The sequence below is a fragment of the Cryobacterium sp. TMS1-13-1 genome, assembly GCF_004403125.1.
Taxonomy (GTDB): domain Bacteria; phylum Actinomycetota; class Actinomycetes; order Actinomycetales; family Microbacteriaceae; genus Cryobacterium; species Cryobacterium levicorallinum.
The window spans coordinates 325281-338644 of sequence record NZ_SOGX01000010.1; the positions used below are offsets into that span (position 1 = coordinate 325281).

Genomic DNA, 13364 nt, shown 5'->3' on the forward strand with positions numbered 1-13364 from the left:
TCCTCTGACGAGTCAGACTACGGTGCTGACCAACGGGTGATAGCGGCAGCTAGCATAATTCTGCCGCATCACCGTGGGTCAGCATCCGCAGCCTGACAGGTGTTGTTCGTATCGGGCTAGATGAAGCTGTGTCGCGCGAGGCAGTCGAGGTAGTAGACGAAGGCTTCGTCGTTTACGTCGCCAGTTTTCATCGAGTAGTAATTTTGGTCAGTTTCTGTTCCAGTCTCTCTGTATCCGGTCAGCGCGGTCATGTACGTCGTTAGGTGGTCAGACATCCCATAAACCTTGGCACCAGTGACGAGGCCGTCTTCTTGCTCGAGCACGATGGAGGTGCGTTGGCCCACCAAATGTTGAGTGTTTAGAAGGTTGTATGCCAGCCAAGACGCGTCTCCAAGAGGCGCCGTTCCAAGATCGTCAGTGTCACTGCCCGAAGTTTCTTGAAGGAAGAGTCCCCGCCAGCTTTCATCGTACGTATCAGGACCAACATCTTTCATTTCCTTCTCTTCTGCGCTGTACAGGCGGGATAGGACGTCCGGATGAGTGATCGTGTAGAGCGAGTAGATCAAGTCCTCGCGGACTTCTCCATCGTTCGAATAGTCAGTGCGTGTAATGGCCTCGAGCGGGATTTCATATGCACAAAAACCCTGTTTCAAGTGTTCTTCAACGGCGTCCGTTGTCCATCGCTGAGGATTGGTCTTCTTCCACCGTGCCAGGAGGTCTGAACGGTCGTCAGCTTCGTGATTGTCCATCAATTGGGTAGTCCGAAAAAGGCGTGCATTGCGGGGGTGCGGTTGCTCGGGTGGAAGTGTGCGAATTTTCCGCGACCGCCCGAATCGCGCTCAGGTCCGACTACGGCCAGGCCGTTTTTGATTCCTTTCGCAACTGCGAGCGCGCCGGCCTCGCTGCGAGACCACGTGTCTTTCCCCCCGCGGCCCCATGTGATGGCCGCGGAAAGCGACATACCATTTGCAAGCACGAGTTTGCCGTTTAGAATCATTGCGCGGAAATGTTGGTAGCTTGATCCCTTTTTATTGAGGGCATCGATTGCGTTAGTGGCTGCGATCCACGTAACACCAGCGACGATGACAACTGCAGATGCCACCAGGAGTGTTTTCAAGATCTCTAGAGCGATAGGTATTCCCAGAACCAGTACTGGCACGAAGGCGGCATAGCCCACGTCATCGGCATATGATTCTGTCTCACCAGTGGCCAGGTCTGTCATGGTGAACGAGGTGGCTTCGTCGTTCAACTCTTGTATCTGGATGGAGTAGTTGGCGTTGTAGTCGGTGTCGATGCTCCCTAGAGAAAAAAGAGCGCTACTGTCCTCAAACGACAACGTTGTCAGCGCCGTGACAGGTTCGCCAGATCCCAAATCCGATGTCGTCTCGACTGAGATTTTAGTGAGCGAGGCGTCCACGTCTTCCAGTGTCAATCCTGCGTCGTTGAAAGCGGATTCAAGCTTTTCCTCGTCAACCATCCCGCTGCCTGAAGCTTCTACCGGGGCAGAGCTGGTCTCTGCGAACGCGGGCGAGTAAGCGAATCCAGAGAGCAGCAGCGCCGCTACGACTCCGATGGCGATCTTTTTCATTGATTGTCTTCCTTTGATTGGTGAGCGATCAGTGCGGACAGGGTGGAATCGGGTTTAGCTACGCCGAGCAAGCTTTTCAAGATTTGATTCGAGGTCATTGCTGCAGCCGCTGACGTCCCGGTGACAAGCTGCCGGGCCCCCGTGCGGTCGACCGCGGGAATGTCTTCACCGGGTGCGAAGTAATTCACATGGTCAATAGCCGAGAAGCTTGATGGATGGCCCGCGGCATCTAATGAGCCGACGGAAATAACTCCCGGGTATCGGGCGGGGTAGCCCGCCCCCATCCCTTGGTTGTTTCCAGCAGCCGCGACCACCACGATTCCCGATTCAACGGCGCGTTTCACCGAGTCACGTAAGGCCCGGGTGTCCGTCCCGATCGCGATGCTGACGTTAATGACGTCCACCTGGTCCCGGATAGCTTGCTCTATAGCGTCCGCAACGTCCTCCGCCGACGCGGTTCCTGCAGTGAAGACGGAGTAACTAATCCAAGTGACTCGATGGGCCCACGCAGGACAGCTATCCTCATCGATTCCTGCTGCGATCGATGCGACTAAAGTGCCGTGCCCTTGGTCGTCGGCGTCAGTATCGAAAACATGAAAACAGCTAAAGTCGACGTTTTCATCGTTGAGGCCGCTATCGACGAGAGCGATCGCGACTGTGTCTCGAACCGCCGGCGTGATCGATGCCGATGAGCAACCTATCAACAGAAGGGCTGTGACGACAATGATTGACGTCGAAAGGAACGCGGGGCGTCTGCGGGGACCCCCTCGGAGAGAGGTCAAAACATGCGTTGCGTTGACTTCACGCGCGGAACAATTACCCCGGGCAGCGGTTCATTAAATGGCTGGTCTCGCAGGCGATACGATCCACCCGCCCATTTTCGAAACATCATTTTCCCCCCGATGCTCACGAACCAGATGTCGTGTGAAACTCAGATTGGCGGAGATAACTCGCGGCGTCAACTCCATCCGGAAATAGTCAACGGAATTTTCATGTGGGCGACGATTAAGCGGCTATTTGAGTTCCGTCCTCGCCCAGCATGGGCATCTCTCTTTTTTCGATGTCGGTGAGTACTGAGTATTTGAGGACTTGAGCACCCACTCAATCGTGCGGTTCAGCACCTACCGGTATCAGTCCCTCGACCGTGCGCGACAGTCTGTCATTTACAGCCATGCCGACTTCTACAGATCCGACCATCTCGTCATTCAGTGGGCGAAACCCTGACGCCCGACGAGCGGGTCCAACTACTCCAAATCGTCAAAGGGACGGGGACGAGCAGCTCCGACTGAGAAGGTTCCACTGCGCGCTTGTGGGCACGCCGAGGGGCGCCGTCCCTTGGTTCGTCAGCTCGCGGAGGATCTCGATGTCGCTCCTGGCACCGTCGCTAAGGCGTACAAAGTGCTTGAATCCGAGGGCTACCTCACTGCCCGCACTGGCGGAGTAACCCGGGTCAGCCGGAGCACAACGACGTCGCTCCCAGTGCTGGAAGCCCCTCGCCAACTTGCCAAGACCAGCACCCGTGCAGGCACTGGCCTGGACGGCACCATCCGCATCCTCCGTGCGATCTCGCACGAAGAATACTCCGAACCGGGACCGACCTGATGCGCTCTCAAGGCTGCCCGCACCCATGGAGATCCCCTCTACTCTCGAGTCTTCCACACATAGAAATGCCTGTTCCAGGTCGACCAGGCTGCCCCAGTTCTCACGACTGTGGTGTCTCATAACTGACCTGTTTCGTATCGCATGGGTTATGAGACGGTCTGAACGGTCGAAACCTTGTCGCGTTAAAGGCACCTGAGCGCGAATCCTCAACGGGCGGGTCTTACGGGCACCTCCCGCCCAAGCGCGATGCGGAGCCCAGTTGTCGCGAGGGAGCGTCCGTAGGGGGTCCGGCTACTGGGACGTTGCGGCCGAACGCCGCTTTCTTCGGCTGGACTCCCATCTTGTGACGGCATCCGCGCGACTCCTATCGCCGCGTACCAAAGCGTGCGAAGGTGAGGAGATGTCTCGTCTACGCCGGCCGTCGCCTTCGTACTGGGTATGGCTTAGAGTTGTGGGGTGTCCAGCTGGATGAAAGTGGTCTGCGCTCTTGCAGCCGGCGGCGGCTTGGGGCTTCTGTCATCGGTGACGAATGAATGGGCGTCTGTGCTCTCTTTCGTGTTCAATTCCGGTTGGGCATGGGCCGGAATAATGGTGCTCGGTGGCTGGATTGGTGGGACGTGGCGCACAGCAATCCTGACCGGCATCCTCGCTGAACTCGCCGCCTGCACTGCTTACTTCGCCACCGACTCATGGCTCCGAGGAGAGCCATTCACCAGTTACGCACTTGAATTGTCCTACTGGTCACTCATCGCCCTGGCACTCGGGCCCGGGTTGGGACTTGTCGGTGCGGGCGCGCGCGGCCGCGGACTGGGAGCGTTACTCGCTGGTCTCGTCGTTCCCTTCGGAGCGGCCCTGGAGATGGTCTGGCTGCCACGGTGGCCGCTGGACCCAGATAACACCCAATTATTTGTTGTGCAAATCATGGTTTGGGTTGCGGCAGCAATCAGCGGTGGACTTCTCCTAATCCGCTATTTGCGTCAGCGGCGTTCTACCGGTCTCGTACCCGTGAACAAAAGCCCCCATGGTGGCAAACGTCTTGCCATAATCGTGGTGGTCACCTGCACCGGCATCGCCGGCTCCCTATACATCGCTGAAGGGGGCGGACTCTTTCGCACCTCGAACTATGCGTGGAATCTCACCGAGGCTCAAGATACGGCAGAAATCATCATGCGCACAACAGTAAACCACACCACCCCAGAGGTACATGAAGGCGAGAAAGTTGAACTCGTAATCGTGAACGTCGACGGCTACATCGGCACAGGGACCTATCTCAACGATGAGACCGTCACCGTAATAGTGCCACGCTCGACCGCTGAAGTAATCGGCTTCTCCAAAGGAGACGATTATGTACTCTTCCTGAACGTGATCGATGGAGAGACAATGCTCGTCGACTCACAGCAGGGAGTCTTCAAAGTGCTCGACGATGGCACCATATCAAACACGGCCAACCTGACCCTGCCCGACGAGCTGCTGAAATCCTTTCACCTTGCCCCCTAACTCGGACACAGAGCGGTCGGGGTGGTTCTTGGTTTCCCTCGTTTAAGAGAAGAGCTTCTATGCCTCGTCGTCCTGTCCGGACCGCAACGGTGCGGGAGCAGCTACTCGTGTTTCCAGGCGACCGGCAACAGCGCCTCCAGCATTACACCTTGAGCGATTCCGATCTCGCCGTTATTGGGGAGCGGGATATGTCAACGTGCTATTTATTCCGTTTCGTGAGCTAACCCCTAATACACGAGGATGCAGCAAGCCGATCCCTCCATCCCGCATGGACCCCAGAATCAGCGATGACACCGCGCCGCGCAGGAGTACGCCGCTAACAGCTCCATAAGGCCAATCTTAGAAGAATCCTTTATGCAGCTCATATCCCCGAGGAACTAATCCCGCTGACCCTTAACTGTCTTCCGTTCCGCTCGTTTGAACAGCAGGATGCCTACGACCGCGAGAATGATCGCTATGGGCACCCAACCAAAGAGAAGATACTGCGGGAGAATCTCAAAGAATGACTCGTTTGATGCGGACGACTTTATCCAGGTGCCCAGTATGCCGCCCACAAGCGATGCGGGCTGCATAAAGGCAAACAACTTCAGAATTTCATTGGGATCGTTAAGTCGTTCAAGAGGCGTCATGTGTTTTCTAGCCATGGTGATATCCAAATCCCTCCATTAACCACAAGATTTATTGTAATCCAGCCCCGCGCCTACAGCGCCTCCAGCGCCAAGAACAACGGTGGGCGTCCGTGCTGCGTTCCGAACTCACACGAGCTCGTGCGAATGACCTTGGTTGGCGGGTCGTGACCCTAGGCGAAGCTCTTCCGCCTCTTCGACGCAAAAAGTGACCCCACAGGACCGCATCAGTAGGCTTGTCGACATGGATGTGTTCGGGTGGATTGCGACCGCCGTGGGGACTGTGCTCTTCATCGCGTCCTTGATCCGCACCATTCGCGCCAACTCCGGCACGAGAATCCCCTTCTACCGGAATCCTCCGATCATCCCGGCTGGCTCCATCGCGATGCAGAGCATCGGCGGCGGACTCCTCGTCTTCGGCGCGGCCGCGCTCACCGGAGTGCTCGGCACATGGAGCATTGTCGTTGTCGTTGGTGTTCTTCTCGCCACACTGACCGTGATCACGATTCACAACCGTCGCCTGACTTTCCCAGCGAAGCACTGACGGCAACGGATCGCGTGTCTGGGTGACGCTCGGCGACCCGGTTTCGAAATGGTGAGTCGTCCCAGTGAGGGTTCGGCTTACGGGCGCCTCCCGAGCGCGGGACCGGTGTGATCTTCAAACTTTGCCTCTGGTGAGATCGCTACCTACCGGCAGTCGAGACTGCGGCGACCTTTAGTGCCTCTGCGGCTTCTTTCACGCGGCCAGGCAGTTGTCAGCAGTTCTGTAGTATTACCTCCGCCCGTGCTTTGACACGTCGCGGTAGAAAACCTACGCAAAAGTCGCGATGGTCGACGCCCGATGCTATCGGGGCACCAAAGATGCCTGATTGTTCGCGACAGGTTCCATCCGCTGCTGGAGCCCGCGATGCTGCAGCTCAAGTTGTCGGACTTGTGGACTGTCCGGGAGCGAGACCCCGCATGGTTAAGTTGTCCATGGCCTGGTCTTGAGCGAGGAAAATACCAGCGATGTTCTCCGCCAAATTGCTTTGTTGGGCGCTGGTGAGCGCGTCCCAACGTGGGCGCCGCCCGCCAGTAGCAGCCGCCTGCTGATCCGCCAGGCACCGAGCCGTCTCGTCGACAAGGTTCACACGAAACACGGGCCAGCCATCGCGCCAGTTTGCTACACTCATTTTTTCTGCACTCCTCAAATTTCTATCTGCGCTTTTCATATAAATCTCATGGACACCTGTCAACTGCCGGCGTGAAAGGCTCACCGCCAATCGGAGGCCTCGGTAAGGTGCACACGTCATTGGCATCGTCTCCGTTACGGTGAAAGTCAATCGGTCTAGCTGCCGTCATCGTGTTAGCGAAGTCGCGGACACCTTGCCAGCGAAGCTCAAGGAGGTTTTCGGCGTGGTGTTATCCCGAGGCTAAGGGTCCGCGCAGCCCGAGCGAGTCCGCGGTGAGCCGTATTCGAACCCGCTGGGCACACCTCAGGGAAAAGAGCGGCCATGCCTTTCATGTTCGTCGCTATGGAACTAGCGTGCCATTGCGAAGTAAGAACTCTATCTCCAGTGTTTTCGGGTCGAGGATCGCCTGGCTGACTCTGTCATTTCCATTCATGTCAAGGACGACTGAACGCACGCGCAGAGGAGTTGGCGTTGGGAACTCCTCGATTTGGTCTCTGTGCAAGTGGTAGTGACCTCCGAAGGTGATTTGGGGCCGAGTCTGAACAACCGCTCGGCGGAACATCTCGTTGCTTTGCCTCGCGTATTCCATGATTTCTGGGGGCACTCGTGGGTCAGGATCCCGGACGTACTGGATTGGCGATTCGTGGCCGACCAGAACATCGACGGGCTTCGTGCCGAGTGCGGTGAGGTCGTCTCCGCTGATTTGCTCGGTCGGCCACCAGTCCACATTTTCGCTTCGGAGGTCGCGGTCTGTGCTGTTCGCGCCGCCGAGCGCAGCAAGAGCGTGGCTCTTCCCTACTTGAGTTCGAAATCCGCGAGGCAAGTGAGCGACATTCCAACTCACCCATCGGTAGCCCTTCTCGTCTATCGGATAGCCAAGGATCCGAGGATGGTAGTCGTGGTTGCCATCGACGAAATAAAGTGTCTGCTTATTCCGCGTGAGGGCCCGCGACAAGTCTCGCAAAGACACTTGCCAATTCTCGCCGGGCCAAATTACTCCGAAGTCTCCAAGCTGAATCACGGTTCTGATTCCACGATCGGCAAAAATTCGTAAGACCTGAAGCGCGTGTATCAAGTCACCGTGGATGTCGCCCATGACGCCGATGAGATCAGCGTCCTCAAGCGAGACACGATCCTGAACACCGGTAGGGGAGGACGATGAACGGAGGTTCTTCGGGAAAGGCATGGGATGGAAACCGCCCGGAGGCACCTCCAGGGTGAAACCTCTTTTGCTCATGATGCCGAGTTCATAGATCGGTGATGTCCATTCGAATTAACGCTTGAAGACAAGCTCCAAAATCTAGCTGCTATTTGGCTCGTTGAGCTGCTCCATGAGTTGCCCGAACGGAACATCGATTGCGCGCGCAATTGCGAACCACGTCGCAAGGGTTCCGATACGGTTGCCCACTTCAAGGTTGATGACCCCCGTGCGGCTGAGCCCTGAACGTTCAGCGAGGGCTTCATAGGTGAGTCCTAGTTCCGCCCGCCGTCTTCCAAGAGCATTCCGCAGGGCATCGAAGTTAGGTTCCAGTTCCGCATTAGCATTACGTTTTGGTACGGGCGTTAGGCCTTGCTTGGGGAATGACACTACTCAATTGGAGAGTCAACAAGTGTTAACCACAGTACACAACTGTTGACTATCGCGGAAATGTCAGCCCGGGCAGGTGCAATTGCTGGCAACGGCTTTGGCAGTGTTTGGCGGGACCGCGGCGATGGCGGCGGAGCCGGCCACGCCTGTGCCGAGCGCGACACAATCCATTTAAGTAGTGCCCGGCGACGCTGTGACCATAACAGTTGAGTTGGTCGAGGACCAGTCCGCGACCAACGATAACCTCGATGCCGCGGTCACCGAGGTGGCAACTGACGTCACTACGGCCGCTCTCAGGTGCAGTGAAAACGTCACTTACGGCGACGACAACTACTTCACGCTGACCTCGAAACCAAGTTTGTCGAGGCAGCAAGCGAGCCCGTCGCGATGACCGGCGTTGTCCTAGAAGAAGATGCGTGGACAGAAGTGGATATCCTTCAGGAGCCTGAAGGAAGTGACATCGATGCTGTCGCCCCGATACAGGCGGATTTTGAGCAAGGATCTCTTTCTCTTGATCGGAATCCAACGGGTGCTCCCCTGTAAACGTCTCTTGTTAGAGGGCAAAATCGAGGGGTCTTGCAGCCGTACATGAGTGCTCTAATCGCGGCGAGCATGCGCGCGCGAGGCGCAAAACCGATTTATCGTCGGTTTCCGATCTGCGGCGACCTCGGATTGCCGAGCGTCTGCAGAGCTTTTGGGGTGCAACGAAACCCTTAACTTTTCTGAGCTTTTATCAGTGATCGTGGATCGGGCGGTGCGAGTTGACGAAAAAGCATCGTTTTAGGCCGCAAACAGGCCTAGATTACCCGATTACCAGCACATTACCCAGGCTGGGTAACGCCTAAATCCCTGATCAGTGCGGCGTTTCACGGGTACATTACCAGATTACCCAGATGCGGGGTGTATATATATAGATAAGAGAGACATAGACATTGATAACGATGTCTCCCTAGCCTCCTGTGTATGTATCTATGTCTGGTAATCTGGTAATCTTATATATATATGGGCTTGGATGCCAGTGTTTTACTGGCATCCAAACATTACCCAGCCTGGGTAATGTTGGGTAATCCGGGTAATGTTCCCGAAAACGCGTCGCAACACCCGTTTGTCTCCGTGAAACCTAGAACCGGTCGTCCGTGAAGCGGCGGTTGCTTGTAGTCCGAATGATGCAAGTAAGCGTTGGCGGCTTGGTGTACCGATAATGAGCCAGTCGGCGGAGGCAGATAAAGGTAGCCCAAAGCGCTGTGCGCCTCTCTAACGAGTTGCAGAGGCCATGCCACCGTGAGTGAGCAAGATGCCTTTAAGGCCGTTAGATGCCATTCTGTAGCCGCTGAGAGGGGTCAGACGCTCCATCACGGCCACCTGCCTGGACTTAAGTGGGCAGTCCTGCCGTGCTAAGCGCACCTGCGCACTTGCACCACCGGTTTTTAGAGACGGCGGATCTGTCTATTCAGGGCGCGTGCCTCGAACTTTGTCCCGTAGTTCCACAGTTTTTCGTTGCGGCATAGTCGACTGTCTGTGCCAATGTACTTGGACGACCGCGGCCTGGGTGCGATGTGCAACCTGGGAAGGCTAAGTCATGTGCTTGTCGATGAATCAGCCCGAGCGTGCCGGTAGGCGGGTAATGGACTCACGAGGTTTCCGTCCGGAGCCGGAGGCACTCGTTACGGGGCCGGAAAGTCACGTCTGGGCGGGAAACTCGGGTCTGTTTCCGGCCGTGATTGCACTTCGGCTTGGCTGCCTCCCTGCGTCGCGGAAGAGGCACCTTTGCGAGCATTCAGTTTCGGGCTGGCCTTCGCCTGGGAGGAACGCACAGACCCTGAACGGTGAATCCGAGATCTGTCAGCAGGTCAGAGGCCGAGCCTAAGTACAGCATTGTTGTCGAGGGGATTGACCTCCCGTGAGTAGATCTCAACGGTGTCTGGGCTGTGGTGACCGGTTTGACGCATGATCTCGTGGTGAGTAGCGCCAGCCCGGAAAGCTTCGGTGACGAAGCCGGCTCGAAGCGAGTGGGCCCCGTAATCCGCAGGGTTCAAGTCGATATTTGCCACCCGTCTCTTGACGACGTCATTGACGACGTTGCCGGTGATATGACGCGCTTTGATCGCCCCATTCTTCATCACAGGGCGGAGGAATGGCTGTCGTCCATCGAGTAAGGGCACGTTCTCTCGGCAAGCATGCTCCGTCATCGAGTCACTTCGAACTGCGTTTTCAAGGTCGGAGCTGCTCTTTGCTCCCGCGGACAGGGCAATCAGCCATCGAATGTATGCGCACGGTGCACAAGTGAGCGGGCTGCCTCCGAAAGGAATAGCCTTCAGAAAACCATTCCCTTTTTGATCGGTCTTGGAGCGTCGAACGCGGATGTGTAGCCCATTCTCTGGGTGAATGCTGATGTCCTGAAGTTCGAGGGCTGCAAGCTCTGACCGGCGGAATGCTCCGCCGAATCCGATAATCAGGATCGCCGCATCTCGATGGCCGATCACCCCGTGGGGCCATGACGTGCGATCAATTTCAACCAGAGTCTTACGCAGCCCGTCCAAGAGCAGAGGCGCCTTGCGCGCGATCGGTCGGGCCCTCTCACGACAGATGCCCTCGATCGTGTTCGCGACGTCCCTGTGTTCTCCCGGTTTCGATAGTCCCGCCAAGGAATGCATCTTATTGATCGAGGAGAGCCAATGTCTGATTGTGGAAGGCGCGTAGAACCACGCTCCATTGCTGTCCAGAAGGTCAGCTGCGTATGTCAGATATGCCGCGACGATGAGAGGACTCGCTGGAAGCGGATCAAAACCCTGCACCGCGCACCACCCGGTGAAGGTGTCCCATTGCCCGCGAACCGCCCGCCGAGTGTTGGGTGCCAGCGACTCTCGCTGAAAGTGGTTGATGCGCTCCAAGCTCGCTGTGGGAATCAGCGGCACCGCACCTTCCAAGACCAAGGAATTGCGGTCCCGATGGCGAGTGACGACTCCCGGGGCGCTCGGGCTCGGGCTCGGCGCCAGTGGTTGCCGGCGGGCTTCTTTCAGAATGGGGTGCCTCCAGATAGTAGTGATTCCCTGCAGAATCATCGGTAATAATTCTGGGGTCGGTGTGAGATTGGGTTGACAAAACCAGGGTTCGAGCCCTCGGTAGTCGTACAGAACGCCGCTGACCGGGGCCCGGTGTCGGTCCCCACCCCGTAGACATGCGGCACATTTTCGTTTCCGCGGGCGATAGGTCCATCCCGCGGGCGACACGGTGCTGTCTCACTCGGGGTCTCGAAACGGAACCCGTTGGCCGTCAAATCTCCCTAGCTGGCGGGGCTCTGTGTGAAGGTACCTGCCATGGGGAGCAGTAGGGCAGCCAAACTTGAGGCCTGAGTAGTCGTCAGCTGCGGCGCCTCAGAGACCAGGAAGTCCATGTAGGCGTCGAGATTGAGGTGCAGTGGGGTAGAGAAATGTGTGGTGTCCATGGGGTCTCTATGCGCAACATCCGAAACCGGCTGAAGGTGAGACAATCTCATTGGGTTGCAGTGGCGGATTGGTTACCGGCGACGGTGCCGACGCTCGCTAGTAGTTGCCCAGGTAACCGACCGCAACGAGCGATCAACCGTGAGGGGGCGGCTCGAGATGTGGACACCGCCCAGCCCGAACGCCAGGAATCGTCCTTCACCAAGCTGCATCATGACAAAAAAGGCCTATTTTTGCACGTCACGGCGCATACGATCACCTGGCACGCTCAGTGATCTCAAAAACGTCATGGCCTGGGATTCCCTAATAAAACTCGGGTCCCGCGGGCGACAGCGGTCCTCTATAAGTCGTCAGCAAGTCCAAGGGAGGTTACTACGGGGCAACGTCCACCGCAGCGCGGGTTTCATGTCCGTCTGGCTCAGCGTCGCCCCGATCGGCGTTTTGAGACAGTTCGCCCCGACCGTCTGACCAAACTATTCGCACTGTCCGGGGATCGAATCCTTTTCGGCCGCGTGGGACGTGGAGCAATGCCACCGTCATCAGACTGCTGACAATCGCCCGTCGTCGCGCTAGACCGGCGTTGTCGAAAAACTCAAGCGGATTCGAGGCACCCATCATCATTGCAACGGCGGCGCCGCTGGTCGCTTTGGCGTACTCAGCTTCGATCGCCCGAAGCTTGGCCTCCGCTTTCAGAGTCAGCTTCTGGTGGAATGCAGCCGCCAAGGCGCCCGCTTCGTAGTCTCGGTCATACCTAGCGAGATCATTTCTGATCGCCTTGGAATCAGCCACGAGTTTCGCAGTCGCGGCGTCATCGTTCTTCTGCGACACAGCCCGACCCAGGTCGTTGAGCGCAAGTCGGCGGCGAAGGGAGCCGAGTACTAGATCGTCGATGGGACCCTGCGTTCGCAGGACATGGCCGCCGTCCTTGCACCAATAGCGGGTACCGTTTGTTCGAACGGGCTGGCCGCACTCACCGCAAAGGAAGAGACCGCTCCCGAGATGCTTGCGATGAGTGCCGGCGCGGTTCGTGATTCTCAACGGATCTTCGAGTCGAGCCTGAACAGCATGGAACGTTGGGTCATCAATGATTGGGACCCAGTCGCCGGCGTACTCAGTGACGATTTTTGCCTTTGTTTTCTTATGCAGTGAGGTGTGCTGTACTCGGGAGATATACCGGGGGTTCGTCAGTATCGTCCGTACTGTAGACGTCGGCCAGTTCGCGTTCCCGCGACGGGTTTTGATCCCTGCCTTAGTCAATTCCCCTGCGATCCCGTAGAGCGTCCCTCCTGCGAGAAATGTCTGGAAGATCCGTCGAATCACAGCAGCTTCCTCCTCGATGATCTGGCCGTCCATCGAGTATCCGGTTAGGCGGACACCCGCGTAAGGCTCGCCCCGTTCGAGTTTTTGGACGATAGCGCGCTTCTGGCGCTCACCCTTTCGCTCGATTTCAGCCTTGGCGACAACCACCTTGAGCCGGATGAATAGCCGACCAGAATCTGTTGATGTGTCAGCTTCTCCCGTTTCTGTGATGATTAAGAGTTGTCCTTGCTCGGCAGCCTCGAGCCACCACTCGATCTGGACCGGCTGCCGGCTGAGGCGGTCGATGTCGTAGCAGATCAGATTTGTAAACGCTCCCGCCTTATAGTCATTCACCATCCGCTCATATGCTGGCCGAACAACGTTCCTCTTCGATGCCGAGATGGAATTGTCGATGTAGACGCCGGAGACGAGAAGTCCCTTTTCGGCGGCTTTTGCTTCGCAGTCCTCTCGCTGGCGGTCGATAGCGCGGTGTTCACCGGTTGCATCTGGGCTGATCCGAAGGTAGATCGCCGCAAGGTTTGAGAGTAT

Annotated in this window: 12 protein-coding genes; 3 read left to right on the forward strand and 9 right to left on the reverse strand. The window is 57.2% G+C overall.

Annotation, left to right across the window (positions count from 1 at the left end):
• Nucleotides 1-116 precede the first annotated feature (116 nt).
• The 3 genes from E3T31_RS10850 to E3T31_RS10860 are packed head-to-tail and all read right to left on the reverse strand — an operon-like array spanning nucleotide 117 to nucleotide 2370.
• Nucleotides 117-749 (reverse strand): hypothetical protein, encoded by a 633-nt coding sequence (locus E3T31_RS10850; RefSeq protein WP_092452073.1) that lies wholly within the window; start codon nucleotides 747-749, stop codon nucleotides 117-119.
• A complete protein-coding gene (locus E3T31_RS10855; RefSeq protein WP_104082778.1) occupies nucleotides 749-1588 on the reverse strand; it encodes a hypothetical protein in 840 nt (279 codons plus the stop codon). Before E3T31_RS10855 ends, E3T31_RS10850 begins: the two co-directional genes overlap by 1 nt.
• Entirely contained in the window at nucleotides 1585-2370 is a 786-nt protein-coding gene (locus E3T31_RS10860; RefSeq protein ID WP_104082777.1) for a S8 family serine peptidase, read from the reverse strand. The genes E3T31_RS10855 and E3T31_RS10860 overlap by 4 nt, the downstream gene beginning before the upstream one ends.
• A gap of 616 nt (nucleotides 2371-2986) precedes the next feature.
• Here E3T31_RS10860 and E3T31_RS10865 point away from each other — a divergent pair.
• Nucleotides 2987-3190, forward strand: a complete 204-nt coding sequence (locus tag E3T31_RS10865) for a hypothetical protein (RefSeq protein WP_241977958.1) — start codon at nucleotides 2987-2989, stop codon at nucleotides 3188-3190.
• A gap of 456 nt (nucleotides 3191-3646) precedes the next feature.
• Complete coding sequence (locus tag E3T31_RS10870; RefSeq protein ID WP_134468725.1) at nucleotides 3647-4687, forward strand: hypothetical protein; 1041 nt, start codon at nucleotides 3647-3649, stop codon at nucleotides 4685-4687.
• A gap of 377 nt (nucleotides 4688-5064) precedes the next feature.
• On the opposite strand, the gene E3T31_RS10875 is transcribed toward E3T31_RS10870, so the two are convergent.
• Nucleotides 5065-5331: a hypothetical protein gene (locus E3T31_RS10875; RefSeq protein ID WP_166788477.1), complete on the reverse strand. Its 267-nt coding sequence runs from the start codon at nucleotides 5329-5331 to the stop codon at nucleotides 5065-5067.
• A 226-nt stretch (nucleotides 5332-5557) separates the two neighbouring features.
• Here E3T31_RS10875 and E3T31_RS10880 point away from each other — a divergent pair, with 226 nt between their 5' ends.
• On the forward strand, nucleotides 5558-5857 hold the full coding sequence (locus tag E3T31_RS10880) for a hypothetical protein (protein ID WP_134468727.1): 300 nt from the start codon (nucleotides 5558-5560) through the stop codon (nucleotides 5855-5857).
• Between the two features lie 968 nt (nucleotides 5858-6825).
• On the opposite strand, the gene E3T31_RS10885 is transcribed toward E3T31_RS10880, so the two are convergent.
• The 5 genes from E3T31_RS10885 to E3T31_RS10900 form a co-directional block, all read right to left on the reverse strand.
• Complete coding sequence (locus E3T31_RS10885; RefSeq protein ID WP_134468728.1) at nucleotides 6826-7722, reverse strand: metallophosphoesterase; 897 nt, start codon at nucleotides 7720-7722, stop codon at nucleotides 6826-6828.
• Between the two features lie 63 nt (nucleotides 7723-7785).
• A complete protein-coding gene (locus E3T31_RS10890; protein ID WP_198417001.1) occupies nucleotides 7786-8073 on the reverse strand; it encodes a helix-turn-helix transcriptional regulator in 288 nt (95 codons plus the stop codon).
• Nucleotides 8074-9923: 1850 nt separating this feature from the next.
• Nucleotides 9924-10988: a site-specific integrase gene (locus tag E3T31_RS10895; protein WP_166788479.1), complete on the reverse strand. Its 1065-nt coding sequence runs from the start codon at nucleotides 10986-10988 to the stop codon at nucleotides 9924-9926.
• Nucleotides 10989-11356: 368 nt separating this feature from the next.
• Nucleotides 11357-11518 carry a hypothetical protein gene (locus tag E3T31_RS17835; protein WP_166788480.1) on the reverse strand — a complete coding sequence of 54 codons (162 nt, stop codon included), beginning with the start codon at nucleotides 11516-11518 and terminating at the stop codon, nucleotides 11357-11359.
• 370 nt (nucleotides 11519-11888) lie between these two features.
• Nucleotides 11889-13364 (reverse strand): recombinase family protein, encoded by a 1476-nt coding sequence (locus E3T31_RS10900; protein ID WP_370304598.1) that lies wholly within the window; start codon nucleotides 13362-13364, stop codon nucleotides 11889-11891.